The sequence below is a fragment of the Candidatus Manganitrophus noduliformans genome (assembly GCF_012184425.1).
Lineage (GTDB): Bacteria > Nitrospirota > Nitrospiria > SBBL01 > Manganitrophaceae > Manganitrophus > Manganitrophus noduliformans.
This window is the reverse complement of record NZ_VTOW01000001.1, coordinates 833,707-858,176: the sequence shown is the minus strand read 5'-3', so window position 1 is coordinate 858,176 and position 24,470 is coordinate 833,707. Positions and strand designations below refer to the sequence as shown.

Genomic DNA, 24,470 nt, shown 5'->3' with positions numbered 1-24,470 from the left:
AATGATCAGTCATGATGCAGCGCGTTGGAAGATCGATAACACACCGCGAGGAGCCGACGGCGCTCACGGGAAAATCACCCGAACAACCGGTCAATGTCATCTTCCGTAATTTCCGCAAAGGGAGATCTGCTGTTTTTGGTTTCTTTTTCTTTCTCTACTTTATCGATAATTTTCGAGAAGATTTGCGTGAAGACTTCGGAGCTCTTCTTCACCCGCAAACGAACCAGACCCAATGAGGAACGTTGATCGAAGACAACCACCAAAATCACCCGATCGCCGATCAGGGAGATATGGACATTATCTCTCTCCCCTTCATGGAAGAGGATGGAGAATTCTTTCTCGCCGAGGAGCTTTGCCATTCCCCCCGTCGCGGCGATATTTCCCGCCGTGAGAGAGGCAAGCGACGTCGTATCGAGATTTTGGGTCTCTCCGACGCTTGCGATGAGTTGTCCATTTTTATCTACAAGGAAGGTGACTTTGGCGTTCGCCAGTTGATGCAGCTTTGAGAGCTCCGCATCAACCTGCTTAAACTCTTCCTCGTACATGACCAAACCGGAATCGGGCATCGACCTATCCTGGGCGGGGTGCGCTTCTCCGAACACATTATTTTATACCACGGAGTCCACTTTTGCGCAATGTTGGCAGGCGATTTTTGATGGGAAAGAGCGAAGGCTGATCAAATTCCTTAAGGAAAGTTTATTCCTCGACGATGATCGATTCCTCGTCTTCCGGCTCCAGTCCCTCCGTTTGGACAAGCCGCTCGATAAAATGGTTGGCCCAGGAGAGGTAGATTCCGCTGGCATCTTTCATCGCCATGGCGCCTTTGACGAGCTTCTGCAGCTCTTCCTCATCTTTGCCGTTCTGCCGAAGCGTTTCTATTTGATCCTCGAAATTTTTATTCAAAAGCTCCATCGCCCCGATTACATTGGCCAACGATTCCTTGACTTTGCTCGACATAGTTCCTCCTGATTCGTTTAAAAGGCTGAAAGGCGCATTATAACAAAATATAACAAAAAACCCCATCGCTGAGAAACGATGGGGTTTTTAAAACGAGGTCAAGCGTTATCGATGAACAAGTCGGATGGCATTGTGTTTTGCCGCAGAACAGACGACCACGCAGAGCTCACACCCCTTGCAACGCTGCTCGACAACCACCGCGACCTTTTTTGTTTTATCAAAGAGAATCGTATCGGCCTCCGGGCAGTACATAATACACAACCGGCATCCCTTGTGGGCGACACACGCTTCGTCAACTACTTCGGCAACTGCATACATCGAGTCACTTCCTCCGTTGTACCTTAGACCAACATGGGGGTCTTGATTGTTTCAGCCCAGGCGACACCGAGATCAAAACCCTTTCGGATCGTTTCCATATTCTTCGCCAAAAGCTGCTCTTTCTTGGCGAACTTCTTCTTGATTGCCTCATCCAACGTGGCCGTTCCTCCGGATGCGACATACTTCTTACCGAACCGATCTTGCAGCGCCGCTTCCATCGCTTCCATCGCGACGATCCGGGTCGCTCCCATCAACGCGCCGAGCATCGCCATGTTTGTGGCCAACTCCGTCCCCGCAATTTCGACCGCCAAGGTCGTCGCCGGAACGGTGAAAATGGGAACGTTCTGTTTGTCCAAGAAGGAGAGATCATCATCAGACAGGGGAATCGGCTCATCCGAGTTGATCATCAAAATACCGCCCGCCTTGATTCCCGAGTAGAACGGCATCGTGTAGCACTTTCCGAGGGTGATCACCTGGGGATGGAAGACCATGATCACGTCGGGATAAACCAACTCGCCCCGATCATAGATCCGCTCGCCGGCGATCCGGACATAACTTTCGGCCGGAGCCATTCTCTTTTCAGCGCCAAAGAAGGGATTTGAAATCGCATGTTTTCCCTCTTTGGAAGCCGCCGTCGCCAAGACATGGGCGGAGGTCACCACTCCCTGACCCCCCAAACCGGACATCCGAATATTAACGCGCTTTCTCATGGCTGACTCCTTATGCTTGGGTCGACGAGATCGCCGCGGGTTTCTTTTCCTTCTCCAAACTTGCCAAGTAGGCTTTCGCTTCCTCGGAGATATACTCTTTGAAGGCGAACCGCTCATTGGGGCCTTCGGAGTCTCTCATCTCCTGGAGTCCTTCCATCGCCTGCTTTCCGATCTCAAGGATACATGGCGTGTAGAGCTGGATATAGGTCGGGCCGACTTCGCGGGCAATCAGGACCGCTTGGCGAATCGCCTTCTCCACGCGGTTCGGCTTGCTGACCGTGAGTGTCGCAACATAGTGACAGCCCGACTCCTGGGCAATCTCCGGGAGTTTGACCTTGTCAAACTTCTTTCCGGCGGGGGCCATCTTGGAGACAAACCCCTTCTGCATCAATCCGCTCTCCTGACCGCCGGTATTGGCGTAGAGCTCGTTGTCGAAGCAGATCGTCACGAACTTCTCCTGACGGAACCATGACTGAAGGGTCATATCGAGCCCGATGTCGACCGTGGCGCCGTCACCGGCCAGAACCACCACATCCTTTATCTTTCCGGGAAAGCGGTGAGCGAGGGCGCGCTTTAGACCTGAGGCGACGGCGTTTTGGTTTCCAAACAAGGAGTGAATATTGTGAACGGCCACATGGGGGAAGACCAGGCTGGTGCAACCGGTGGAGCCGACCATCACAGTATCTTCCGGGTTCGGGAGACAGGCCAAAACATACCGGAAGGCGATCGATTCGGGACATCCCGCACATAGCGAATGCTCCTCGATCAGCTCCTTGGCAACCCCGACATCTTTCCAGCCGCGTCCCTCTTTGCCATACGTCGCGCTGTCAACCAGCTCGCGATACTCGGGAGGCATGATGTCATAAAATTCATCGCAAATTTTAATCTTCTCTTTACCCACGGACCACCTCCTTTTTACCGGCCAGCACTTTTTTAATCTCTTCCACGATCACTTCAGGGGGCATCGTCATACCGCCGGCCACATGCGGCCCTTCGATAACGCGGTGGTTATCAGGAATAACCGCTTTGATCTCGCGCGCCATCCACCCGACCACGTTGAACTCCGGCACAAAAATCAATTTGGCATTCTTTGTCGCCTGACGAATCTCTTCATGGGGGAACGGACGCAGGGTCTTCACTTTCACGATCCCAACGCGGATTCCCTCCTCCGCCAAGAGACGAATCGCCTCCCGCCCTTGCGCTACGGCGGTCCCCGACGAAACAATCAAGATATCCGCATCGCTGTTTTCTTCCTCGATCAATCCCCCGATTAGACGGATGGTGTGCTTCCTGGACCGTTCGATGGCGGCGCGGATCTCCTGCTGCCAGCTTGCATGCGTCGCATAGCTGATGTAGTTGCTCTTCATCACGAAGGGATCCCGCATCATCCGGACCGGCGGAACTTCCATATCCATGCAAGGCACCGGGGAGCGGTATGGGTTGTAGGGAGGAAGCGCCAAATCGGCCGAAGGGATCATGACCATATCTTTGGTATGGCTGACGAAAAATCCGTCGATGACAACAGCGATCGGGAGATGAACATCGGGCTCTTCTGCAACGATATAACCTTTGAGGAGATAATCCAAAAGCTCCTGAGCGGTCTCCGCGTGCCAGATGAGCATCCCGGTATCGAGAATCATCCCGAGCTCGAGCGTGTCCGGCTGAATGTTGAGGGGAGAGTTGATCCCCCGGACCATCACGTTGATCAGGATCGGGAGACGGGAGCCAGCCCACATCGGGAAATTCTCATAAGCACGGAGGGTTCCCGGTCCCGAGGTAGTCGTGAAGACGCGCGCTCCACCGAAGGAGGCGCCGGCGCACTGCGACATCACGGCGAATTCGCTCTCTCCTCGGAAATAATCCCCGACATAACCTTCCACATAGAGATCGCCGACCATCGCCGCCGCCTCGCTCTGAGGGGTGATCGGATAGGCCACAGAGATATCGACGCTTGCCCGACGGATCGCCTCTCGAACGACCTCGCTCCCTGTCATGAAATACTGCTGCCGAGGGGCTTCAAAAAAGAGGTACTCCGGCTCAACAATTTTCTGGCCCTTCTTATTTACGGTACCGATGATCGTATTCGCTTCCATTGGGTCCCCTCCTTATAGGATTTAGGGTCTTACCACTTTTAAGCTTTTGAAACGGCCACCCCGCCCCGGCTTGCGTAAACACCGGATGCCTTCGCCTTCCGAACCACCTCCACCAACTTCCAGATTTTATCGGGCGTCGCATCACGGAAGGAGAGCATTGCATCTTCATGGCCTGCTTGGGCGCACATCGCAATCGTATAACAATTGGTTCCCCCCCGGATAATCTTCAGGGAGAGATTTGCCTGGTGACAGTGGACGCCGACAAACATGCATGCATCGATTTTATTATGCCAGATGGTCAGATTTGGATGGTTGGGGTTAATTTCGACTTCAGGATTAATCTTGGGGTACTTCGGCCGGTAGTCGGGCATCGGAATCAGCAACGCCCCGGCGTTATGAGATTTGAGTTCATCATAGAGGGCCTTGATCGCGGTCGCTTTTTTGGCCGCCTTCTCATTCCAGTTCCAAAGAACCAGCGGACCGGGAAAGATCGTCGGCACCTTCGCCGTCAAGAGCTGCTTAGCGGCCTCCTCCATTGCGATATCTTCGTGGACAATCTCTCCATGAATGTGGCCCTGGCCCGGGTCGGGAAGGACGACACCCGCGCAGGCAGCTGAAGGGGGCAAGAAAGCTTCCGGACCCGGTAAGACGCGATATTTTGGCATCAGTAGAACTCCCTTTGAGAATCTGATAAACCGGCGAATAGAAAGAGCCTATTTGCCCATTCGGGCCGAAGAGGCCTGCAGTTTTCTGCAGGCCTCTTCAAAATCCTAAAAACTTCTGAAAATACAAATAATAACGCCAGAAGGTATTTTTAAAAGATAACATACCCCTATTTAACTCGTCAAGGGAATTTTATCCGATCTCGCGCCGGCCTTCGAGCGATTTGGCGAGGGTCACTTCGTCGGCATATTCCAGATCGACACCGACGGGAATACCGCAGGCAATCCGGGTGACCTTGATGTGGAGCGGCTTGATGAGGCGGGTCAGGTAAATGGCGGTCGCTTCCCCTTCGATGTTGGGGTTGGTGGCGATAATGACCTCCGAAATCCCTCCCTTTTCAAGCCGTTCGATGAGATTTTTGATGGTGAGCTCCGTGCCGTTCGTCTCCGATAAAGGAGAAAGGGCACCGAGCAAGACGTGGTAGAGCCCTTTATATTCTCCCGTTCTCTCGATCGCATAAAGGGTGCTCGGCTCTTCCACAACAACCACCCTTTGACTGTCCCGATTGGGGCTGGCGCAGATGGCACAGATTTCCCCTTCTGAAATATTATTGCAGATCTTACAAAAGGAGAGCATGTCTTTGACGTCGATAATCGCCTGGCCGATTTTTTTTGCCGATTCGGCCGGCATCTTTAAGATGTAAAAAGCCATCCGCTGCGCCGATTTCCTTCCGACGCCGGGGAGTTCCATCAGCTGTTCAATTAAATATGCGAATCTTCCCTTCTGGTCCATCTATTTTTTATGCGGGCCCGCGTCCGGAAGAACTCTGTCGATTCCAGCTCTTCACACCAGGTGCGCGATGCCCCACACCCTATCTCTCCTAAATTTAAAACAATCCCGGAATGTTTAACCCCCCGGTCATTCCTTTCATTTCTTCTGCCATCAGCTCTTGGCTCTTTCGAAGCCCTTCGTTGACGGCGGCCATGATGAGGTCTTGAAGCATCTCGACATCCCCCGACTTGATGATCTCGGGGTCGATCGCGACCGACAGAACCTGTTGTCTCCCGCTCACCTTCACCGTCACCATCCCCCCTCCGGAAGAGGCCTCGACCGTCTTCTTCGCCGCCTCTTCCTGAAGCTTCGCCATCCGCTCCTGGAGCGCCTGCGCCTGCTTCATGATATCCCCGAGCATTTTTTTATTCGACATGATCACTCCTCATCAGAATATCTTCCCTTGCTTGGTCTCGATCACCTCTCCCCCCAGCACCCGCAGCGCCTCTTGGACGAAGGGATGCGGTGTCGGTAAATGCTGCGTGGTGTCCTTCCCGGAAGGAGGGGAGGAGACCGCCGCCCCATGCAAATCAACCAGCTCCAAGGCCATTTCCCTTTGGAAATGGGTCTTGAACAAAGCGCTCATTAATTTCTGATTCTCTTCTTTTTGAATCAGCGGGATTAAAAACGACTCCGAATAGCCTATCTTAACCCTTTGCTCTGTGATTTCCAAGAGGGTTCCCTGCTCTAAAAACGATCCGAGACTCGGCCGCTTTTCCTTAATTTCCGAGATCACCTGCAGCCATACCTTCTTTTTATCGGAGGGGGTCGGAGAAGACGCAGGCCTTGGGACCTCCTGAGCTCTTTGAATGGAAGGGGACGCAGGGGCTCCTTTTTCCGGCACTTTCGACGGAACGACGTTTACCGGAGGGGCTGGAGAACCTCCCCCTCCCAACGTTTCCAGCCGCTCCAGAATTTTCTCCACCGGCTGAAGATGGGCCAGTGAAATCCCCTTCATCAAGGCAACCTCGAAGAGAAGATGCGGATGCGGCGCGGTGCGAATCTCACCCTGAAGGCGGGCAAAGAGGGAGAAAAGGCGTTGCAGCTCTTCATCGGTAAAGAGGGCCGCTTCCGCGCGGATCTCATCGATCTCCTCTTTTGGAAGATCGATCCAGGCCTCGGCTCCTTCTACATTGCGCGCGACGATCAGGTGCCGCAGATGCTCCAGCCAGTCGGCCAGGAACTGCCGGAGGTCATATCCCTGATCGGCGATCTCTCTCGCCAACCCCAGCGCCGCGGAGGCATTCCGATCGTGGATCGCCCGAACCAAGGAGTGAAACCGCGCCTCCCCCATCCGTCCAAGAAGGGTAAAGAGATCCTCTTCGCTGACCTCTTGACCGCCATAAGAGATCGCCTGATCGAGAAGACTCAATGCATCCCGCATGCTCCCCTCGGCCGCTTTTGCGATGAGGACCAAGCCCCGCTCGGCGAAGCGGACCTTCCGCTCATCCGCCACGCGCTGCAGCTGTGCGATGATCTCTTGTCGCGAGATCCGGCGGAAAACAAAATGCTGACAGCGGGAGAGAATCGTCGCCGGAATTTTGTGGGATTCGGTCGTGGCGAAAATAAAGACCAAATGAAGCGGCGGCTCTTCGAGCGTTTTTAGCAGCGCATTAAAGGCGGCATTCGAGAGCATATGCACTTCATCGATGATGTAAATTTTCAATTTCCCGCGAAGCGGAAGGTACTTCACCTTCTCGCGCAGTTCGCGGACATCATCCACCCCGGTGTTCGACGCGCCGTCGATCTCAACCACATCGACCGAACGCCCCTCGGTGATCTCCCGGCACGAATCGCACTGATTGCAAGGGCTCGCCCCCTGCGGTGTGGCGCAGTTCAGCGCCTTGGCAAGCAGCCGGGCCATGGTCGTTTTGCCGACCCCCCTGATTCCGGAGAAGAGATAGGCCTGCGCAACCTTCCCCCGGGAAACGGCATTGATCAGGGTGGTCGCCACATGGCGCTGACCGATGACCTCTTCAAAGGTCTGCGGTCGCCACTTTCTTGCCGATACCTGATAATCGCTCGCCATGTGACCGATGATCCCCCGACGATCTGGACGTTGAAGTAGGGGCGTATTGCAATACGCCCCTACGCATATAAATCTGCGCCGTAAAGATGTGTTTGATGGAGAGACCAGGTGAACCTGCGGCACATAGGAGGGCCTATTTACCGTTGCTTCCTTCCGGACCTGGCGGGGTTCATAGGTTCCTATTGCACAGGGCCCGGTCCCTCCATCAAGCACATCTTTGTGGAATAAATTGGCGGAGAGAGGGGGATTTGAACCCCCGAGGCGACTTTTGGCCGCCTACACGATTTCCAGTCGTGCTCCTTCAGCCGCTCGGACATCTCTCCGGAGATTAAAACTTTGAATTATCCGCGGTCAGCACTTATTTTTAATATGACGCTGCGTGCTGACCGCGATTGAACTGGCGGAGAGAGAGGGATTCGAACCCCCGGTGGAGTTACCCCCACATCTGATTTCGAGTCAGACGCCTTCAACCGAACTCGGCCATCTCTCCGTTATTCGTTACGCGTTAAACGTTATTCGTCAAACGGTCGGCAGAACCACATTAACGAATAACGACTAACGTTTAACGATCTCTCGGCCCCGCAGACGATCGAAAAAACGCTGGAGCAGATGTTCCGACTCACCCGAGAGAACCCCGCCGAGCACCTCCATCCGATGGTTGAACCGAGGCTCCCGCGCCACTTCGATCACCGACCCGCAGGCGCCGGCCTTGGGATCGGCCGCGCCGTAGACCAGGCGATCGATCCGGGCCTGGATCAAGGCCCCGGCACACATGGCGCAGGGCTCCAACGTCACATAAAGGGTCCCGCCCAACCGCCAGCGCCCCCACATCTCTCCCCCTTTCCGGAGGACCAGCATCTCGGCATGTGCCGTCGGATCATGCCGGCGCTCTTTCAGGTTGTAAGCGGTTATGGTTGCATCCTTGCCGACCAGGACGGCGCCGACCGGAACTTCCCCTTCGGCGAAGGCCGCTTCCGCAGCCTTCAGGGCCAGCCGCATGTACAGCTCATCCTGATCAGTGGGGCGCATGCAAGTGAGGTTGAATTGTGAGGACCATCCGGTGGATTCTAGGGAATTCGACCCGAATTGTCAAGGTGAACTCCCTTCCATTTTCACTCTGCCGCGGGCTTCGATCGGATGCACGCCGGATCGCTAAGCGTTCACGATGATCTCCCGCCCGATCCGGCTCAAAGACTTGCCCGATTTCGATGATTCCTGTATAGTACGGACGAATTCTCTAACGATGGGAGAAAACCTTGGGCTGGCTTGATGCCTTATTCCAGCGTAAACCGACCGCCAATCCCGCCGTAAAATCACTCCGTCGAAACCAAGGAACACTCGACCCCAAAATCGAAGAGATCATCACCCTTCTTCCCAAGATGGGGGAGACGGTCCGCCAAGGAGCCGATTACCTCTTTATGAAAGTCCTTCAGGAGCAGATCCGCAATTACGATGCCCGGTTTGGAAGCAAGGTCGTCGATCAGATCGACGATTCAAAGAAGTCGGCAATCCTACGCAAGCTGACGGGCCTCATGCTCGTCGCTTTATTTAATGAGCTTTCCGAACAGTATCCCGACTCCCCCATTCCATCGGCGCTCACCGATGCCGTTCATTACGAGATCTACCGGGCCCTTCCTTCCAAAGACAGCTTCATCGACTATCTCACCTATCGCAATCCCAACTTCGAGGATCCGCGATTGGCGCCCGCGTTCAAGTTCGGCAACGACATCGCGGAGATCATGCAGACGCTCGATCTTTCTTTTTCTTTCACGATCTCTCAGCAAACGATGATCATCTCCGATATTTCTCGAAAACTCATCCGGCTGGTCCTCTTCGATGAACCGATCGAGACCGCCCCTCAATCGCCATGAAATATTTCCTCGGCCCGATGCTTTGGATGGGGTTGATGTTCCTCTTCTCCACCGATGTCGGATCGATGGACAATACCAACGCCTTTATCGCTCCCTTCATTAAAATTTTTGCTCCCGAGATCTCCCGAAGAAACCTGGTCATCACGTTGATCGCCATCCGAAAGTTGGCGCATGTGGTGGAATACGCCATTCTCTCGATCTTATGGCTTTATGCCCTCAAACAAGGTAAACAGGGCTGGTCGTGGCGGGCGGCTCTCGGCGCCGTCGGCATCTGCGTCGTTTATGCCGGGATCGACGAGTTTCACCAGGGATTTGTCCTCTCCCGCACCGGCACCTTTCAAGATGTCGGCATCGATACCTTCGGCGCGGCCTTGGGAGTCGGGCTCTGGAGTCTTTTCCGCGGCGAAATCTCAGCCCTTCGGGCCAAATTTTTCGGCTGGTGGTTCGCCTGGGGTGTTTTCTCCGCAATCATGGTGCTGATCGTTTTAAAGGGAGGAACCCTCTCTTTTTGGAAGATGCTGCTGATCATTCTGAGCACCGGCGTCCTCTCCGGCGCCGCGGGGGTGATTTATTATGCCCGGCATCGCTGACCGTCGGTCCCGTTTTTTGAGGAAGCTCCTCGATTTAATTTATCCCCGCGCCTGCAGTCATTGCGATCTCCCGATTTCAGATGAAAGATCGGACCTCCCTTATTGCCCCGGCTGCTGGGAAACGATCCGGCCGTTGACAGGGCCCCAATGCCCCGTTTGCGCGACCCCATTCCCTTCGTCCTCGGCCCTTTCACACAGCCCCGACCACTATTGCGCGGAGTGCCGGGAAGATCTCCCGGCCTTCTCGCGCGCCTTTACCCCCTACCCCTATGAAGGAATCCTCGCCGATGCGATACAACGCTTCAAATACCAAAAGCAGACTTCCCTGGCCGCCCCATTGGCAGATCTGATCATGGAAAGGCTGACACCCGTTCAGTTTGATCTGGTGGCGGCCGTCCCGCTGCATCCGGCCCGACTTCGAACGCGGGAGTTCAACCAATCGCTCCTGCTGGCGCAGAGAATCGCCTGTCTCACCCGGGTTCCGCTCCTGATCGACGCGTTGAACCGCTCCCGGGACACCCTCCCCCAGGTCGGTCTTTCGCGGAGAGAGCGGGCGCAGAACGTCCGGCGGGCTTTTCATCTATCGGATCCGGCGCCGATCGAAGGAAAGCGCATCCTGCTGGTGGATGACGTCTACACCACCGGCGCCACCCTGCGGGAAGGGTCAAAGATCCTCCTGAAGGGCGGGGCGCGGGAGGTGATCGTCGCTACGGTGGCACGGATGGTATAGATGAGACAACCCCTTGTTTTTTTCTCCAGACCCCGTTATGATATGTCTCCACATTCACTTAATAACCCAGGAAAATAACTATGCAACAACATGTGGAGCAACAAATTCAGGTTCCAACCCGGGAAGCGGTCGTTGATAAAAAAGATCTGGGCGCTCTCTGGGCGGTCGGGGTCGTTCTCTCTCTGATTCTTGCCCTCGCCGGATACGCCTGGAACCCGCCCCGGTATGAAGCCCTCGTCAGCAGCAGCGTCGATCCCACCGAGGCGCAGGTTGAAAACAGCCAGAACAAAATCGTCACGGACGCCCTCAACGAGGGGAGAATCGAATACCATCCGAGCATGGTCAAACTGGTCCGCCTCCGCGCCGGCTACGAAATCTTCTTCATCGACCTCGTCCGGGTTCTTCTCTTCCCCGCCGCTCCCATCATTATCATCGGGAGTCTGACCCGAAAGAGCATCCAACAAGCAAAAGAGAGGAGATAAGAACCGAATCCTCCTGCCCGCCGTTGATCCGATTCGATAAAGGCTCGCCCCGTGCAGATTCAAAGCAATCCTTCTCTCCGCCGCATCCTCGGTTTTACCCGCCCGCATTGGGGGACGATGGCGCTGGCGACCTTCTTTCTCCTCTTATCCTCACTCATCAGCCTGGGCCTTCCCTGGATCGTTCGCCGACAGGTCGATTCGATCTTGGTCGACCGCCAAATGGTGACGCTGACCCTCTTGCTCGGCCTGATCTCCCTCTTTCTGATCCAAGCCTTCTTTTCGTTCGGCCATAACTATCTTCTCGGAGCGGTCGGCCAACGGGTCTTGGCGGAGCTTCGAGCCTCCCTCTTCTCGCACCTTCAAACCCTCTCCCTCTCCTTCTTCACCCGACGGAGGACGGGAGAACTCCTCTCTCGATTAACCAATGATCTGGCGGTCATTCAGACCCTCTCGACGGAGATGCCGGTGAACCTCACCCGGCAGGCATTGACCTTGATCGGCGGCGTCGCCATTCTCCTCTATATGAACTGGCGGCTTACATTCCTGGTTCTCCTTTTAATTCCGATCGTGGTCGCGATCGCCCGATGGATGGGGAAGCGGTTGAAGCAATTTTCAATCTCGGTGCAGGACCATCTGGCCGACACCACCACCCTGATGGAGGAGATGATCTCCGGCATCCGGACGATCAAATCATTCGGCCGAGAGTCGTATGAGCAGATCCGATTTTCACGGCAGATCGAAAAGACACTGGCCGTCACCCTGGCGCGGCTCCGGATCTCGGCCGCTTTCGGCCCGGTCATGATTTTTTTGGGGTTCAGCGCGGCGGCCGGAATCCTCTGGTACGGCGCGCGGGAGATTCTTCTCGGAAAAATCACGCCGGGGGAAATCATCGCCTTTATCATTTATGCGATGATCATCACCGGACCAATCGGGAGTTTTGCCCGCCTCTTCTCGCAGCTGCAGGAAGGATTAGGGTCGAGCCAACGGGTCTTCGAAATTCTCGATACCAAACCGCTGGTGACCGACGCCCCGAACGCCCGGCCGCTTCCGCCGATTCGGGGGGAGGTCCGGTTCAGGGAGGTCTCATTCCATTATCTAGCCGATCAACCGGTGTTGCAGGAAATTTCCTTTGCCGTTCAACCGGGAGAAAAAGTCGCCCTCATCGGCCCCAGCGGCGCCGGCAAGAGCACCCTGATCCACCTCCTTCACCGCTTCTACGATCCGGTCTCCGGATCAATCGAGGTGGACGGCCGTCCGCTGAAGGAGGTCACAATCAAAAGTTATTACGACCAGATCGCCTTCGTTCCGCAGGAGGTCATCCTCTTCGGGGGGACGCTGCGCGAGAATATCCTCTACGGAAAACCGGACGCGACCGAGGCGGAGCTGCTCGCCGCCTCCCGCGCCGCGCACGCGCACGATTTCATCACCGCTTTCCCTCACGGATACCAGACGCAGGTCGGCGAGAAGGGCCTGACCCTCTCGGGAGGCCAACGCCAGCGGATCGCGATTGCCCGCGCCTTTTTGAAAAATCCCCGGCTGCTGATCTTGGACGAGGCGACCGCCTATCTCGATAATGAATCGGAGTTGTTCGTTCAAGAGGCATTGGAAAGACTGATGGCGGGAAAAACAACCTTTGTGATCGCCCATCGGCTGACGACCATCCAAAAGGCCGACCGGATCTTGGTCTTGAACAAAGGATGCCTGGCCGAACAGGGGACCCATCCGGAGCTGATCGAGCGGCGGGGGCTCTATTATCACCTCTACACGCTCAAAATAGTCGGGGCGGAAGCCTCCCTCCCGGAACAAGAGACCTCCTAATTTGCTTCGTCTTCATCCTCCTCAGATTCTTATTTTCCTCATCGCCCTTTAACGATGCTTGAATCACCCAAAACGGATTGGCTAGAATAAAAAAAGGAGGTGATTATCTATGAGCCCGACATTAAAGAACTACTTGGATGAGAATCAGGTTCCCTATGAGGTGACGGCCCATCCGGAGGCGTACACTTCTCAAGAAATTGCGGCGACACTCCACAAGACGGGAAAACGGCTCGGGAAGGTCGTGATGGTGAAGGCGGGAGATCGGTTGGTGATGTGCGTCCTGCCGGCCCATGAACTGATCGACATCGGCCGACTGGAGACGATACTCGGGAGCAAACAGGTCCGCCTCGCGACGGAGGAGGAGTTTAAAAACATCTTTCCCGATTGTGACGTCGGCGCCATGCCCCCCTTCGGCAATCTCTATCACGTTCCCGTCTACCTCGATGAACGGCTTGCCCAGTACGACAAATTCTATTTTGAGGCGGGAAGCCACACAGAGATCGTCACGATGTCGATAGACGACTACCGCCGGCTGGTCTCTCCCCAGGTCGCCCTGTTCGGGAAGTTCTCGAGACCCAAGGCGGCCTAGGCCGCTTCGTAGAGATCTGCGGCGAGCGCGCTGATGGCCGGACCAGGGCCGCTTACTTCTTTCCGAAGGGATACCATCGCGCCAACCTTCCGGGGGAAACGCCTCCGAAATAGAGAGCCAACAAAACAAGATTGCGAAGAGTGACGTAATAAATCCCCTCCCGGAGCCACCGCCGGGGAGAGGTCGCGATCTCCTCCGCGAGCAGGACGACTTCCCCCTCCCTCTTCAAACGGCGGATGAAATCGACATCTTCCATGAGAGGCAACTCTGCATATCCCCCCAAACGTTCGAAGAGATCCCTTCGAACAAAGATCCCCTGGTCGCCATAAGGGAGTTTGAGAAACCGGGACCTCAGATTCGCCAGCTTCTCGACGATTCTTAAAAAGAAAGCCTCGGAATCGATCTTCAATCGAAATGCGCCGCCGGCCACGGCAGGCGAGCGGACCGCTTCCGCAACCGCATCGATCGCTCCTGCAGGAAGGAGGGAGTCGGCATGGAGAAAAAGGAGGATCTCTCCCGTGGCCCGCTCCGCCCCGGCGTTCATCTGCCGCGCCCGGCCTCGTTCACCATAAAGGACACTCCGCGTTTGGGTGGAATGCCGATCAGACCAGGCTTGAAGGAGGGGCACCGTTTCATCGGTGCTCCCTCCATCGACGACGATCATCTCGACCTCTGTGAATTGCTCCAATCGATCGAGCGTCCGGCGGAGCGCCTCTTCTTCGTTAAGCACCGGGATGACGATGGAAGTTTTTTTCATTGAAGGAAATACGAGAAGAAAAACACGATCGGGAAGCGATCAGTGATCTCTTCGGACAACGTAGTCGGCGACGGTGCAGAGGGCTTGGCGATGGAGGGAGTCGCTAAAAATAGAAAGATCGCTCTTCGCGCGGTTGGCATAATCTTGCGCTTTTTTACGGGCATACGCGATGGAGCCGTATTGCTCCATCAATCCGGTCACGAAAGAGAGATCTCTCTTGAGAAGGGCGGCCTTCTTGATAACCTTCTTGAGCTCTCTTTTGTCTTTTGAAGAACAATGTTGAAGCAGATGAAGGAGCGGGAGGGTCACCTTTCCTTCTTTGATATCTTTCCCCGGAGATTTTCCGAGGCGCGCCCGATCGGCGACATAATCGAGGGTATCATCCGCCACTTGGAAGGCGATTCCCAAATTCCGGCCATACCGGGAAAGCGCCTCCTTTTTCTCATCCGATTCATTCCCGATAATCCCCCCCAATTTGCAAGCGGCGGACAGGAGCGCCGCCGTTTTGTATTCGATGATCTGGAGATAAGTCGCTTCGGTCAAATCAAGATCGCGGCTGTGAACCAATTGAAGCGTTTCCCCTTCGGACATTCTCCGGCAGGTGGTGGAGAGAAGATAGTTGATCTCAAAATTCTCCATCTTCACCGCCTGGCAGACGGCCAGGGTATAGAGATAATCTCCGACCAGAATACTCGCTTGGTTTCCCCAGAGAAGGCGGGCGGCGGGGATACCGCGGCGGACCTCCGCATTGTCCAAAACATCGTCGTGCAAAAGTGTCGCCGTGTGGATGAACTCGACCATCCCGGCCAGGTGGATATGGCGTTTATCGACCGATTGGCAAAGCTGGGCGCTGATGATTAAGAGGAGGGGGCGAATCCGCTTGCCGCCGCTGCTCAAGATATGGTAGGCGACTTTGTTGATGAGCGTGACCTCGGAATCGAGGCCCTTTTTGATCTGCTCTTCGACCTCGTCGAGGGCTTCTTTATAATTGGACCAGACCTGATCCATCTCCACCGCATCTGACCTAAAGAGGAATAAAGTTGAGTGTAAAAAAATAGTAGGCTAAGCCACAACCTAAGTCAAGCTAAAAACGATTTTAGGTCCGAAACCGGGAGAATTGCATCTCAAGAAAGCTTATGTTATTTTCAGATCATGATCACGGCCGATTCCATTCATCCGATCATGGCGATCCTGAAAAAAGAGGTGCGCCGGTTGAAAACGCCGGCGGTCGGCCTGATCGCGCAGCGGACCCAAGATCCCTTTCGGGTCTTAATCTCCTGTCTTCTGAGCCTGCGAACGCGGGATGAAACGACCGAGGCCGCCTCGGCCCGTCTCTTCCAATTGGCCGCGACACCCGGCCGGATGCGCTGCCTGCGGGCCGCTCAGATTGAGTCGGCGATCTATCCCGTCTCTTTTTACAGGAACAAAACCCAGCAAATTCTCGGGATTTGCCGCGACCTGATGGAGAAATTCGACGGCCATGTTCCCGATTCCATCGATGCCCTGCTCACCCTCCCCGGCGTCGGGAGGAAAACGGCCAATCTCGTCGTGACCGCGGCCTTTCGGAAGCCGGGGATCTGCGTCGATACACATGTTCATCGGATCTCAAACCGGATCGGCTATATCCGGACGAAGAGTCCTGAAGAGAGCGAAACGGCCCTCCGGGAAAAACTTCCCAAGCGTTACTGGATCATTTATAACGATCTCCTCGTCCCCTATGGGCAGTTCATCTGCAAACCGATCTCGCCGATCTGCAGCCGATGCGAGATTTCTCCCTATTGCAAGCAGGTGGGCGTCGAGAAAAAGCGTTGAGTCTTTACTTTCTCTCATTCTATGATAGACTCGAAGAACGTATGGAACCGACCCCCTCCCCTCAAAGCGGCCCCGTGACACTACAGATAACCCTTCAAGGAAAAGTTTGTCATGTCCAGGAGGACAACCTCATCTGGATCTTCCAGGAGATGGGACTGATTCGCTTTTCCAATAAATTTTGCTGGAATGGGGAATGCAAAAATTGTACGGTGAGCTTCAAGTTGGGTCCGGAGGGAGAAACGGTGACCGAACGGGCCTGCAGAACGCCGGCGCAAGAAGGAATGATCATTACCGAAATGCCGTCGCCGTTCTATAAAAAGCTCTAGGCTTTAGGAACGGCGCGCCATCTGAACCGGCCGGTCCTTTTCAGGAACATTTTTTCCACTCCCCCCTAAATTCAAAAACTTTTGATAGTAGTCGAGCACTTTTTCCGAATAATTCGTCGGTATTTTTTGGCCTGCTTTCAACCACCGGACCACCTTTCCGGGACCATAATTGTACGCGGTCAGGGCAATATGGATGTCTCCAAATTTTAGATAGAGCATCCATAAATAGTGAATACCGAGGCGAATATTCAAGAACGGATCGAATAAAAGATCTTTCCCGTGCCAGACGATATCGTTTCTCTCCGCGACTTCTTTCCCGGTCGTCGGAATCAGCTGCATCAATCCGACGGCCCCCTTGGGAGAGATCGCCCAATTATAAAATGAACTTTCCGTAGAGATCACGGCGACGATCAGCTCGGGATCAAACCCGTACCGGCGGCTTTCCTGATGAATGAAGCTCGCCAGCTTCTTCTCCTGATGTTTATCGAGCCCGGTTTCAAATCCGGAGAGAATCTCGAAGATTTTCTTCTCTTTCCGGAAATGTCCGCCCTCAGAATGGGGAGAACCTTGCTTTGCTGAACCTTCATGAGGAACAGGATCCGCCGGCAGGTGGAGCGGCATGTTGTGCGGGTCCGACAGGGAGACGTCGGATGAGAAAGGGTGAAAAAGAAAGAACCCGAGTGTTCCGGTTAATATCCAATATCGCCTGTACCTTTGCTTTACCGACATCGGATCCGCCCCAATCATTCCAACAACGGAACGCTTTTTTTGCAAATCCGAGACCGTCTTGAAAGAACAATTTAAATGACTCCTTTCGGCGGCAGACATAGAGTTTCCGTGGGATATTCCACGAAATGATGCAACCCGATTGCATACGATTGCACAAAAGATTCCTTTCGGAATCGTTGCCGTCGACTGATTTATACTATTGTCCGGGCTGGAGTGTGACTTCTTGAATCGGCGACTGAAGCTGCATCAGGTTGATTCGGGGGAGGTCCCACTGGGGACGGAACCGTAATGCCAGCTGGTATTCAAGGCGGGCGAGATCAACAAGACCTTTCTGCTGATAAAGATAGCCGAGGTTATTATGGGCCTCGGCCAATTCCGGCTGAAGCCGCATCGCTTCGAGAAAGGCCTTCATAGAGAATTCGAGCTGATTCTCCTTCTGATAATCGACCCCGAGGTTGATGTATGCCTCCACCATTTTGGGATTTAGCTCTATGGCCTTTTGATAGGCCCGAATGGCCTCTCTCCACTCTTTTTTCTGATCCAAAACCGTCCCGAGTTGATAGTAGGTCGTGGGGCTCGGGGCAAGCTGGGCCGCTTTTTCAAACTCCCGCAGCGCCAGATCGAACAGTTTCTGTTTTTTATAGAGGGAGCCCATTACGCGATGGATGGCAGGGTCCTCCGGTCGGATCCGGGCGGCCTCCTGATAATGGTGCAGCGCCTCGCCGATCTGCTCTTCCTGGAGATATAGCGCCGCAAGGTTCTTGTGGCTTTCAACCAGATCATTTTCTTGTCGGATCGCTTCCAAATATTCGTGAATGGCCTCCTGACGCATCCCCTTTCGATTCAACGCGTACGCGAGATTATGTCGAATCATCGTCTTGTCTGGAAGGATCTCGATCGCTTTTTCGTAAGCCTCGATCGCGTCATCCCATCTTTCCCGGTCGGTAAAAATATTGGCCAAGTTGTAATAGGCCAGTGCGTCCCGTTTGTTGATTTCAATCGCCCTTTTTAATTCCGAAATCGCCTGTTCTATTTTTCCCTTCTTGTAATAAGCGACCCCCAAATTGGTATGGACCTTGGCATCCTTTTCGTTCAACCGCAACGCTGTCAGGAAAACCTGAATGGCCTCATCGAACCGCCCTTGTTCGGCGAAGGCCGCTCCGAGCGCCTCATAGGGGCGGGCTTTCCGGGGAGATTTCGATATGGTATCTTGCCAGAGGGTGATCTCCTCTCTCCAGACCTGGTTCCGTTCAAACGTCCAGAATGCCTGAACGGAAATCAGACCGGCCAGGAGAAGGGAAATAAAAATGGAGACCCATTCCGGAGCGGGAGCCGATGCCCATCGGAGTAATCCGAGGGTGATGCAGACAAAAAAAGCGACGGACGGAAGATAAAGACGGTGCTCGAACACCAAATCGAGCTGTAAAACAGTCGATTCGAGCAGAAGATTTCCAAAATACCAAAAAACGAAAAAAACGAGAAGGGGCTTTTTCTTCCAGGAAACAGCGGCGAAGAAGAGGAGCCCGATCAATACAACGGCCGAAAGGAGGGTGGTCGGCGGATTCAAGAGTGAATAGGAGAGCGGAAAATCATAGTCCAAATTCAGGCGGGACGGATGCGGGAAAAAAAGCAGGGAAAGATAATAGACCAGGACCCGCGCGCCGGTCATTAACCGAAGATCCCAAGGGATATAATCGACACCATACTGCTTCGAAACCCCTTCTTGAAGCGCGCCGAACGCGCCTGTCGCCCCCCAAAGATAAAGGAGTGCGATCAGACCTGTTCCAATCCACAGCGCCAGATAAATTGGAACGGCCTTTTTAACCCTCTTCCGATCTTCGCCGGTGAAAAAAAGAAAGTCATAAAGGACGATCATCATCGGAAGGGTAATCGCCGTCTCTTTGCTCCCGAAACTCAACAAGGCGGCCAGTCCGGAGCCGAGATACCAATAACCGGACCGCGATTGGAAACCGGAAAGCCGCTTCGCTTCCATCCCCTTTCTACCTTGTAGATAGAGGACAAAGGCAAGCAGGTAAAAAAAAGCGGAGAGGCTGGTCATCCGTTGTACAATATACGTTACCGACTGAGTCTGAATGGGATGGATCGCCCAAAGAAGGGCGGCGACGGCCGCCGCCTCGCCGGGAAAGGAGATCGATCGGCGCAGCCGTTGGAGCAAAAAGGTCTGATAAAGGAAAAAATAGAGCAGCAAAGCCGCGCCGAGATGGATCAGCGTGTTGATCCAGTGGTATCCGAAAACGTGAAGTCCCCCAAAATAATAGTTCAATGCAAACGACATGTTCGCGACAAATCGGTTCGGCAAAGGACTTCGGAATCCCGCCTGGATCAAGCTTGAGAGATCGAGGCTTTTGATCCGGATCGCCCGGTTCTCGACGATGTTGATATCATCATCCAGATGAAAACTCGCATCCCATGTGTTTGAATAAATCAGGAGGGTAAAAACGGGAAGCAGCCAAAGAAGCCACCGTCTAAAAACAAAACCGGAAAATGTCGGGAGAGAGAGTGTGAAATGCCGCGCCATGCTAGTGTTCCCTACGTCATGTAATTTAGGGATACCCCAACTCTGGTTACTTGTCAAGGAAGAGAAAATAAAGGAAAACCATGGAAGAGGAAAAGAAAATTGCAATAGTAGGAGCCTCCCGCCACCGCGCAAAATTTGGGAATAAGGCGGTTCGGGCCTTTATGGAGAAGGGATATCACGTCTTCCCGGTCCATCCTTCTGAAAAAGAGATCGAAGGACGACCGGTCTATCGATCGGTTCTAGAGATTCCCGACCAGGTTGCGCTTGCCAGCTTTTATATTCCCTCATCGATCGGGCTGAAGGTCATCGAAGAGGTGGGGCAAAAAGAGGGAATGCGGATCGTTTATCTGAATCCCGGCTCTGAAAGCGAGGAATTGATTCGGAAAGGACGCGCTCTAGGACTTGAAATTCGGGACACCTGCAGCATCGTCGCGATTGGAGCCGATCCAAGCAGGTATTAGGCGGTCGGGTGGTGGTTATACGAAGGTCAGCCATTCCGGATGGGCCTTCTCTTTGCCGCGGACGATATCAAAGAAGGCCTTTTGAAGCTCAAGCGTCACCGGTCCCGGCTCCCCCTTGCCGATCGTTCGACCGTCCACTTCACGGATCGGCGTCACCTCGGCGGCTGTTCCCGTAAAAAATGCTTCGTCGGCCAAGTAGAGGTCGTCGCGCGTGAACCGCTCTTGAACGACTTTGATCTTCCGTTCATGGGCCAATTGCATGATCGTGTCCCGTGTGATTCCTTCAAGGATCGAAGTCAGCGGCGTCGTCTTCAAAACCCCTTTTCGAACGATGAAGATATTCTCCCCCGGCCCCTCTGCAACGAACCCTTCGGTGTCGAGAAGAACCGCTTCATCATAACCGGCTTCCTTCGCTTCTCGTTTCGCCAGTTGAGAATTGACGTAATAACCGGCGACCTTCGCGCGGGTCATGCTGATGTTCACATGGTGCCTTGCAAAGGAAGAGACGGCGACCCGAATGCCGCGTCGGATCCCCTCTTCCCCAAGATACGTCCCCCAGGGCCAGGCGGCGATCGAGAGACGAATGGGATTTTCCTTCACATAAAGCCCCATCTCCCCGTAGCCGATATAGGCCAGCGGACGGATATAACCTTCTTCCAAACGATTGACACGAACGGTTTCAACAATCGCCTGCTCAATCTCCTTTTGGGCAAAAGGGATCTTCATCCGAACGATGTGAGCCGATCCGAAAAGACGCTCGACATGTTCCGCCAATCGGAACACGGCCGTGCCCGAGTTCCCCTTGTAGCAACGGATCCCTTCAAAAACGGCCAGACCGTAATGAAGGCTGTGGGTCAGCACATGGACGGTCGCCTCTTTCCAGGGAACCAGTTTTCCATCCATCCAAATAAAGGGGGTCTCTTTCAGCACACCTTCTCCTTTCGTCAAATCAGATCTTTTTACCTGATGGAGTATATAGAACAAAATCCGGGCCTGTCAATGTCTTTGTCATCGACAAGCCGCTCATCATCTGTTGGTTTATACTGGGGATTTTTGAAAGAATCGGCCGCTCATCGCGGCAAGCGGATGACCTTCCGCAGAGGCGGAAGAAGATTATTCTGGAATCGGGGAGAATTGTCCGAACCGTCGTAGATCGCTCAAATTCAAGGTCGATCCGCCTCGGCGGTTTTCGATCCGAGGCGGATCGACCGTAAGCAGGCTGACAGAAGTTGCGCGGAAGAAGAGCTACTTTCTCTTGGCCTGACGCAGGCTCCGAGCTCCTCGGGCCGCCTGGGGAGGCGTCGCGCGCCCCGCGCCCTTCTTTCCGGTGAGCAGCCAGTCGATGCTCACCCTTCCCATCTCGGCGATACGGACCAAAAGATCCGGAGAGGGAATGCGTCCTCGTTCATATCGACTGATGTAGTTTTGTTTCTTCACCCCGAGCGCTTTTGCAAACTCGGTTTGAGTTCTGTTGCCGCGCACCGCTCTGATCCGCTCGCCGACTTTTTGCGGAGATACTTTTTCCATTGTTGACCCCCTTCTCATGATCGATGATCTCTTTATGGTTGAATAAATACTATGGATGGTTCTACATCCAGAGGCGGGATACCACTTTCTATTTTCTAAAAGTATACGTGAGTTAAAATTTAAAAGTCAAGCACCTTGCGATGAAAAACTTCCGATGGAGATATATATGTCTGGTAGATGACATTGGGGCGCGCGCTTCCACGCCCAGGCGCATCCTCTATTGACTCTGCCACCACCAGTCGACGCTGAAGAGGACCGGCCGCGTCGATCGTTCCAGATAAATCACCGAATAATTTTTATTCTCCGCTTCAAAAATAAAATATTTCTGGTCGATTCGAAACCGCCGAACCATCATCCCCCCTTTCGCCGGCCAGAGGACCACCAGTTTCCCCTCCCATTTTTTCGACGGCGTCGAAATTGGAATCGCGCCGACCAGGGCTCCCTGCCGCAGAAGCGGCGACATGGCGTCGTCGCGAAGGTAGAAACAGAACATCCCCTTCTGAAAGATCGTCCCCCACACCGGAAGATAAGCGGCAATGTCGGCCTCGGAGATCGGATGAGGAGAACCCGAGACGGCGCGATCATCGAGGAGCGGGACGGTGGGATAGGCGCTCTGCTTCTCCGGGGGAGAAGCGTATCCGGAAGCGGACTCCACGGCGACAAACTCGGCCGGCCGCTCCCCGGCCGCGCCGATCAGGAGCCAATGCGGATCGATCTGAAAGCGGGTCACGATCCCGATCAGCGCCTCGACGGACGGCTTGACCTTTCCCGCCTCGATTTCCGAGAGAAAGCTGCGGGAAACCCCGATTTGCGCCGCGAACTCCTTTTGAGTCAGCCCGATCCGCTCTCGGATCTGCTTCACGCGCTTGTTGATCTCTGTCGCCTTAGCGAATTTTCTCATTGACAATGTCGCTTTAACGAATTAAACTAAGGATGATTCTACAATCTTAATCGGGAGAGCACTAATATTCATAAGTCCTTTTCTCAAAAAAAGAGAGAACGCGGCCTGAAAATCTGTTTTGAGCTGAAACGGCGGGGCTGGACACAGACGCGCATTGCCCGCTCGCTCGGCGTCACCCAGTCGGCCGTGCACCAAATTATTTTTAACCGGGCCCGTTCGAAACGGATTCGAAACTTCATTGCATCCATTCTTCAGAAAGAGGTAACTGAAATTTGGCGCGATCGCGCGAAACATTTTTATCATTAGCATAGCTCTGTAGAAAAGACAATCCCTTTTATGGATGGAACCCCGATTAAACGCCACGAGAGATCGTTGTTGTTTTTCGAATCGTCGCCGAATCTCCTCCCGATCAAGGGGGAGCTTCGGAAGAGCGGCTTTCTGATTTTCGAATGCCGGACGCCGGCGGAGGTGCGCTTCGCGGTCGCTTGGTTTCCGATCAACTTAATTCTGATCGATCTGTTGATTCCGGGAGAGCCAAGCGGCTACGAGGTATGCAGACAATTGCGGGAGGAGCGTCGGATCGGATCGGTCCCCGTTTTTCTTTTCTGTGATCATCCGCTCCCGGTGCAGGTGACCCGGAGTTACTGCCATGAATTAAAGGCGGAGCGTCTCATCCTTCCGCCGCTTGATCCGGTTTACATCGCGCGGCAGATCGATCTCACCCTCCAGCGCCGCGACGACCCTTCCCACCCGCCCCGCTCATCCCGGTAGAAGAAGCCCCCTGGCTCTCCTTCTCTGCGCGAAGCGCTAAGAGGAGGGCCTGCATATCGGCCGGCATCGATGCGGTGAAAATCATCGGCTCGCCGGTCGTCGGATGAACAAAACCGAGCCGCTCCGCATGGAGCATCTGCCGCTCCACGTTGATCTCGAACATCCGCGCCGTCCGGCCGCCGTAAATTTTATCCCCCACCACAGGATGCCCGAGATGGGCCATGTGGACCCGAATCTGATGCGTCCGCCCCGTCTGAGGATAGACCTCCAACAGCGTGGCGATTCGGAAGCGCTCCCGAACGGCGTAGTGCGTCTCCGCCTCGCGCGGGCGGGCGGTTCGGGCGGAGATTTTTTTTCGATCGATCCGATCCCGGCCGATCGAAAGCTGAATCTTGCCGGAATTCTTCGCCACTTTCCCGGAAACAATCGTCAAATAACGCCGATCAATCGTATGCTGCTTGAATTGTTTCGAGAGGCGTTGATGCGCTTGGTCGGTCTTTGCGACGACCAACACGCCGGAGGTCTCTTTATCCAACCGGTGAACGATTCCAGGTCTTTCCCTCCCCCCGATTCCCGGAAGGGCCCGACAGTGATGGAGGAGGGCATGAACCAGCGTTCCCCGATCGTGACCGGGGGCGGGATGAACCACCATCCCCGCTTCTTTATTAATGACGAGGAGCACGTCATCCTCATAGAGAACATCGAGCGGAACTTCTTCCGGGATCAGCTCCAACGGAGCGGGGGGGGGAATCTGTAAATCGATCCGGTCCCCTTCGCGAACCCGATAGCTGGCCCGGATCGGATGGCCGTTGACAAGAATCTGACCCTCCTCGATCAGCTTTTGAATCCGGGATCGGGAAAGAGAAATACCCCTTCTGATCAGATAGAGATCGATCCGTTCGGGGGGGGTCTGGGATGAGACCACCAAAGAGGGGGGAGGGGAAAAGGACATGCAGTGCGACTCCA

The 24,470-nt window shown here is 54.4% G+C and carries 30 protein-coding genes, 2 tRNA genes and 1 other RNA gene; 11 read left to right on the top strand and 22 right to left on the bottom strand.

The features are described from left to right. Positions 1-74: 74 nt before the first annotated feature. The 14 genes from MNODULE_RS04275 to tadA all read right to left on the bottom strand — a co-directional run bounded on the left by MNODULE_RS04275 (position 75) and on the right by tadA (position 8,630). Entirely contained in the window at positions 75-566 is a 492-nt protein-coding gene (locus tag MNODULE_RS04275) for a roadblock/LC7 domain-containing protein (RefSeq protein ID WP_168058226.1), read from the bottom strand. A 130-nt stretch (positions 567-696) separates the two neighbouring features. Then, the gene (locus MNODULE_RS04270; RefSeq protein WP_168058225.1) at positions 697-957 is read right to left on the bottom strand and encodes a hypothetical protein; all 261 of its coding nucleotides are present in this window, start codon (positions 955-957) and stop codon (positions 697-699) included. 105 nt (positions 958-1,062) lie between these two features. Beyond that, the gene (locus MNODULE_RS04265) at positions 1,063-1,275 is read right to left on the bottom strand and encodes a 4Fe-4S dicluster domain-containing protein (protein WP_168058224.1); all 213 of its coding nucleotides are present in this window, start codon (positions 1,273-1,275) and stop codon (positions 1,063-1,065) included. Positions 1,276-1,298: 23 nt separating this feature from the next. Next, positions 1,299-1,985, bottom strand: coding sequence for a 2-oxoacid:acceptor oxidoreductase family protein (locus MNODULE_RS04260; protein ID WP_168058223.1), 687 nt, complete (start codon positions 1,983-1,985; stop codon positions 1,299-1,301). Between the two features lie 10 nt (positions 1,986-1,995). Further along, a complete protein-coding gene (locus MNODULE_RS04255; protein ID WP_168058222.1) occupies positions 1,996-2,886 on the bottom strand; it encodes a thiamine pyrophosphate-dependent enzyme in 891 nt (296 codons plus the stop codon). Next, entirely contained in the window at positions 2,879-4,078 is a 1,200-nt protein-coding gene (locus MNODULE_RS04250; protein WP_168058221.1) for a transketolase C-terminal domain-containing protein, read from the bottom strand. Before MNODULE_RS04250 ends, MNODULE_RS04255 begins: the two co-directional genes overlap by 8 nt. Before the next feature lie 38 nt (positions 4,079-4,116). Continuing rightward, complete coding sequence (locus MNODULE_RS04245; protein ID WP_168058220.1) at positions 4,117-4,743, bottom strand: carbon monoxide dehydrogenase beta subunit family protein; 627 nt, start codon at positions 4,741-4,743, stop codon at positions 4,117-4,119. A 190-nt stretch (positions 4,744-4,933) separates the two neighbouring features. Next, on the bottom strand, positions 4,934-5,533 hold the full coding sequence (recR, locus tag MNODULE_RS04240; protein ID WP_168058219.1) for a recombination mediator RecR: 600 nt from the start codon (positions 5,531-5,533) through the stop codon (positions 4,934-4,936). Between the two features lie 94 nt (positions 5,534-5,627). Next, positions 5,628-5,948 (bottom strand): YbaB/EbfC family nucleoid-associated protein, encoded by a 321-nt coding sequence (locus tag MNODULE_RS04235; protein WP_168058218.1) that lies wholly within the window; start codon positions 5,946-5,948, stop codon positions 5,628-5,630. A 12-nt stretch (positions 5,949-5,960) separates the two neighbouring features. Then, positions 5,961-7,601 (bottom strand): DNA polymerase III subunit gamma/tau, encoded by a 1,641-nt coding sequence (dnaX, locus tag MNODULE_RS04230; protein ID WP_168058217.1) that lies wholly within the window; start codon positions 7,599-7,601, stop codon positions 5,961-5,963. A 99-nt stretch (positions 7,602-7,700) separates the two neighbouring features. Further along, positions 7,701-7,800: signal recognition particle sRNA small type (gene ffs, locus MNODULE_RS04225), an RNA gene on the bottom strand. A gap of 31 nt (positions 7,801-7,831) precedes the next feature. Then, positions 7,832-7,924, bottom strand: a tRNA-Ser gene (locus MNODULE_RS04220). Between the two features lie 75 nt (positions 7,925-7,999). Then, a tRNA-Ser gene (locus MNODULE_RS04215) sits at positions 8,000-8,091 on the bottom strand. Positions 8,092-8,156: 65 nt separating this feature from the next. After that, complete coding sequence (tadA, locus tag MNODULE_RS04210; RefSeq protein ID WP_168058216.1) at positions 8,157-8,630, bottom strand: tRNA adenosine(34) deaminase TadA; 474 nt, start codon at positions 8,628-8,630, stop codon at positions 8,157-8,159. A 227-nt stretch (positions 8,631-8,857) separates the two neighbouring features. Between tadA and MNODULE_RS04205 the strand changes: the two genes are divergently transcribed. From MNODULE_RS04205 to MNODULE_RS04180, 6 genes are all read left to right on the top strand, one after another. After that, positions 8,858-9,472 carry a hypothetical protein gene (locus tag MNODULE_RS04205; protein ID WP_168058215.1) on the top strand — a complete coding sequence of 205 codons (615 nt, stop codon included), beginning with the start codon at positions 8,858-8,860 and terminating at the stop codon, positions 9,470-9,472. 26 nt (positions 9,473-9,498) lie between these two features. Then, a complete protein-coding gene (locus tag MNODULE_RS04200) occupies positions 9,499-10,062 on the top strand; it encodes a VanZ family protein (RefSeq protein WP_168058214.1) in 564 nt (187 codons plus the stop codon). Continuing rightward, entirely contained in the window at positions 10,046-10,792 is a 747-nt protein-coding gene (locus MNODULE_RS04195) for a ComF family protein (protein ID WP_168058213.1), read from the top strand. The genes MNODULE_RS04200 and MNODULE_RS04195 overlap by 17 nt, the downstream gene beginning before the upstream one ends. 80 nt (positions 10,793-10,872) lie before the next feature. Then, positions 10,873-11,274: a hypothetical protein gene (locus tag MNODULE_RS04190; RefSeq protein ID WP_168058212.1), complete on the top strand. Its 402-nt coding sequence runs from the start codon at positions 10,873-10,875 to the stop codon at positions 11,272-11,274. 51 nt (positions 11,275-11,325) lie between these two features. Continuing rightward, the gene (locus MNODULE_RS04185) at positions 11,326-13,092 is read left to right on the top strand and encodes an ABC transporter transmembrane domain-containing protein (RefSeq protein ID WP_202882107.1); all 1,767 of its coding nucleotides are present in this window, start codon (positions 11,326-11,328) and stop codon (positions 13,090-13,092) included. A 109-nt stretch (positions 13,093-13,201) separates the two neighbouring features. Beyond that, on the top strand, positions 13,202-13,681 hold the full coding sequence (locus MNODULE_RS04180) for an aminoacyl-tRNA deacylase (RefSeq protein WP_168058211.1): 480 nt from the start codon (positions 13,202-13,204) through the stop codon (positions 13,679-13,681). A 52-nt stretch (positions 13,682-13,733) separates the two neighbouring features. On the opposite strand, the gene MNODULE_RS04175 is transcribed toward MNODULE_RS04180, so the two are convergent. Then, positions 13,734-14,438, bottom strand: coding sequence for a TIGR04283 family arsenosugar biosynthesis glycosyltransferase (locus MNODULE_RS04175; protein WP_168058210.1), 705 nt, complete (start codon positions 14,436-14,438; stop codon positions 13,734-13,736). Between the two features lie 39 nt (positions 14,439-14,477). Further along, positions 14,478-15,446: a polyprenyl synthetase family protein gene (locus MNODULE_RS04170; protein WP_168058209.1), complete on the bottom strand. Its 969-nt coding sequence runs from the start codon at positions 15,444-15,446 to the stop codon at positions 14,478-14,480. Positions 15,447-15,590: 144 nt separating this feature from the next. On the opposite strand from MNODULE_RS04170, the gene MNODULE_RS04165 reads away from it, so the two are divergent. Continuing rightward, positions 15,591-16,250 carry an endonuclease III domain-containing protein gene (locus MNODULE_RS04165; protein ID WP_168058208.1) on the top strand — a complete coding sequence of 220 codons (660 nt, stop codon included), beginning with the start codon at positions 15,591-15,593 and terminating at the stop codon, positions 16,248-16,250. A gap of 41 nt (positions 16,251-16,291) precedes the next feature. Beyond that, positions 16,292-16,576 (top strand): 2Fe-2S iron-sulfur cluster-binding protein, encoded by a 285-nt coding sequence (locus MNODULE_RS04160; RefSeq protein ID WP_168058207.1) that lies wholly within the window; start codon positions 16,292-16,294, stop codon positions 16,574-16,576. Between the two features lie 3 nt (positions 16,577-16,579). Here MNODULE_RS04160 and MNODULE_RS04155 read toward each other — a convergent pair whose 3' ends face one another. Together MNODULE_RS04155 and MNODULE_RS04150 are read right to left on the bottom strand one after the other, a co-directional pair. After that, positions 16,580-17,305, bottom strand: a complete 726-nt coding sequence (locus MNODULE_RS04155; protein ID WP_168058206.1) for a lytic transglycosylase domain-containing protein — start codon at positions 17,303-17,305, stop codon at positions 16,580-16,582. A 196-nt stretch (positions 17,306-17,501) separates the two neighbouring features. Further along, positions 17,502-19,844, bottom strand: a complete 2,343-nt coding sequence (locus MNODULE_RS04150; RefSeq protein ID WP_168058205.1) for a tetratricopeptide repeat protein — start codon at positions 19,842-19,844, stop codon at positions 17,502-17,504. Positions 19,845-19,924: 80 nt separating this feature from the next. On the opposite strand from MNODULE_RS04150, the gene MNODULE_RS04145 reads away from it, so the two are divergent. Beyond that, complete coding sequence (locus MNODULE_RS04145; protein WP_168058204.1) at positions 19,925-20,305, top strand: CoA-binding protein; 381 nt, start codon at positions 19,925-19,927, stop codon at positions 20,303-20,305. Positions 20,306-20,320: 15 nt separating this feature from the next. On the opposite strand, the gene MNODULE_RS04140 is transcribed toward MNODULE_RS04145, so the two are convergent. The 3 genes from MNODULE_RS04140 to MNODULE_RS04130 all read right to left on the bottom strand — a co-directional run bounded on the left by MNODULE_RS04140 (position 20,321) and on the right by MNODULE_RS04130 (position 22,733). After that, entirely contained in the window at positions 20,321-21,235 is a 915-nt protein-coding gene (locus MNODULE_RS04140; protein WP_168058203.1) for a branched-chain amino acid transaminase, read from the bottom strand. 315 nt (positions 21,236-21,550) lie between these two features. Beyond that, positions 21,551-21,832, bottom strand: a complete 282-nt coding sequence (locus MNODULE_RS04135) for a helix-turn-helix domain-containing protein (protein WP_168058202.1) — start codon at positions 21,830-21,832, stop codon at positions 21,551-21,553. 217 nt (positions 21,833-22,049) lie between these two features. Continuing rightward, a complete protein-coding gene (locus MNODULE_RS04130) occupies positions 22,050-22,733 on the bottom strand; it encodes an XRE family transcriptional regulator (protein ID WP_181070922.1) in 684 nt (227 codons plus the stop codon). A 66-nt stretch (positions 22,734-22,799) separates the two neighbouring features. Between MNODULE_RS04130 and MNODULE_RS25405 the strand changes: the two genes are divergently transcribed. After that, on the top strand, positions 22,800-23,039 hold the full coding sequence (locus MNODULE_RS25405) for a helix-turn-helix domain-containing protein (RefSeq protein ID WP_168059198.1): 240 nt from the start codon (positions 22,800-22,802) through the stop codon (positions 23,037-23,039). 66 nt (positions 23,040-23,105) lie between these two features. Beyond that, on the top strand, positions 23,106-23,504 hold the full coding sequence (locus MNODULE_RS04120; protein ID WP_168058201.1) for a PleD family two-component system response regulator: 399 nt from the start codon (positions 23,106-23,108) through the stop codon (positions 23,502-23,504). Here MNODULE_RS04120 and MNODULE_RS04115 read toward each other — a convergent pair. Beyond that, positions 23,452-24,456: an RluA family pseudouridine synthase gene (locus MNODULE_RS04115; protein ID WP_168058200.1), complete on the bottom strand. Its 1,005-nt coding sequence runs from the start codon at positions 24,454-24,456 to the stop codon at positions 23,452-23,454. The two genes, MNODULE_RS04120 and MNODULE_RS04115, sit on opposite strands and share 53 nt — an antisense overlap. Positions 24,457-24,470: the final 14 nt, after the last annotated feature.

Coding starts and splice junctions, on each gene's coding strand:
- MNODULE_RS04275 (WP_168058226.1), bottom strand. CDS start 566: ATGCCCGATTCCGGTTTGGTCATGTACGAGGAAGAGTTTAAGCAGGTT.
- MNODULE_RS04270 (WP_168058225.1), bottom strand. CDS start 957: ATGTCGAGCAAAGTCAAGGAATCGTTGGCCAATGTAATCGGGGCGATG.
- MNODULE_RS04265 (WP_168058224.1), bottom strand. CDS start 1,275: ATGTATGCAGTTGCCGAAGTAGTTGACGAAGCGTGTGTCGCCCACAAG.
- MNODULE_RS04260 (WP_168058223.1), bottom strand. CDS start 1,985: ATGAGAAAGCGCGTTAATATTCGGATGTCCGGTTTGGGGGGTCAGGGA.
- MNODULE_RS04250 (WP_168058221.1), bottom strand. CDS start 4,078: ATGGAAGCGAATACGATCATCGGTACCGTAAATAAGAAGGGCCAGAAA.
- MNODULE_RS04245 (WP_168058220.1), bottom strand. CDS start 4,743: ATGCCAAAATATCGCGTCTTACCGGGTCCGGAAGCTTTCTTGCCCCCT.
- recR (WP_168058219.1), bottom strand. CDS start 5,533: ATGGACCAGAAGGGAAGATTCGCATATTTAATTGAACAGCTGATGGAA.
- MNODULE_RS04235 (WP_168058218.1), bottom strand. CDS start 5,948: ATGTCGAATAAAAAAATGCTCGGGGATATCATGAAGCAGGCGCAGGCG.
- dnaX (WP_168058217.1), bottom strand. CDS start 7,601: ATGGCGAGCGATTATCAGGTATCGGCAAGAAAGTGGCGACCGCAGACC.
- tadA (WP_168058216.1), bottom strand. CDS start 8,630: ATGCGCCCCACTGATCAGGATGAGCTGTACATGCGGCTGGCCCTGAAG.
- MNODULE_RS04200 (WP_168058214.1), top strand. CDS start 9,499: ATGGGGTTGATGTTCCTCTTCTCCACCGATGTCGGATCGATGGACAAT.
- MNODULE_RS04195 (WP_168058213.1), top strand. CDS start 10,046: ATGCCCGGCATCGCTGACCGTCGGTCCCGTTTTTTGAGGAAGCTCCTC.
- MNODULE_RS04190 (WP_168058212.1), top strand. CDS start 10,873: ATGCAACAACATGTGGAGCAACAAATTCAGGTTCCAACCCGGGAAGCG.
- MNODULE_RS04180 (WP_168058211.1), top strand. CDS start 13,202: ATGAGCCCGACATTAAAGAACTACTTGGATGAGAATCAGGTTCCCTAT.
- MNODULE_RS04175 (WP_168058210.1), bottom strand. CDS start 14,438: ATGAAAAAAACTTCCATCGTCATCCCGGTGCTTAACGAAGAAGAGGCG.
- MNODULE_RS04170 (WP_168058209.1), bottom strand. CDS start 15,446: ATGGATCAGGTCTGGTCCAATTATAAAGAAGCCCTCGACGAGGTCGAA.
- MNODULE_RS04165 (WP_168058208.1), top strand. CDS start 15,591: ATGATCACGGCCGATTCCATTCATCCGATCATGGCGATCCTGAAAAAA.
- MNODULE_RS04160 (WP_168058207.1), top strand. CDS start 16,292: ATGGAACCGACCCCCTCCCCTCAAAGCGGCCCCGTGACACTACAGATA.
- MNODULE_RS04155 (WP_168058206.1), bottom strand. CDS start 17,305: ATGTCGGTAAAGCAAAGGTACAGGCGATATTGGATATTAACCGGAACA.
- MNODULE_RS04150 (WP_168058205.1), bottom strand. CDS start 19,844: ATGGCGCGGCATTTCACACTCTCTCTCCCGACATTTTCCGGTTTTGTT.
- MNODULE_RS04145 (WP_168058204.1), top strand. CDS start 19,925: ATGGAAGAGGAAAAGAAAATTGCAATAGTAGGAGCCTCCCGCCACCGC.
- MNODULE_RS04135 (WP_168058202.1), bottom strand. CDS start 21,832: ATGGAAAAAGTATCTCCGCAAAAAGTCGGCGAGCGGATCAGAGCGGTG.
- MNODULE_RS04130 (WP_181070922.1), bottom strand. CDS start 22,733: ATGAGAAAATTCGCTAAGGCGACAGAGATCAACAAGCGCGTGAAGCAG.
- MNODULE_RS04115 (WP_168058200.1), bottom strand. CDS start 24,456: ATGTCCTTTTCCCCTCCCCCCTCTTTGGTGGTCTCATCCCAGACCCCC.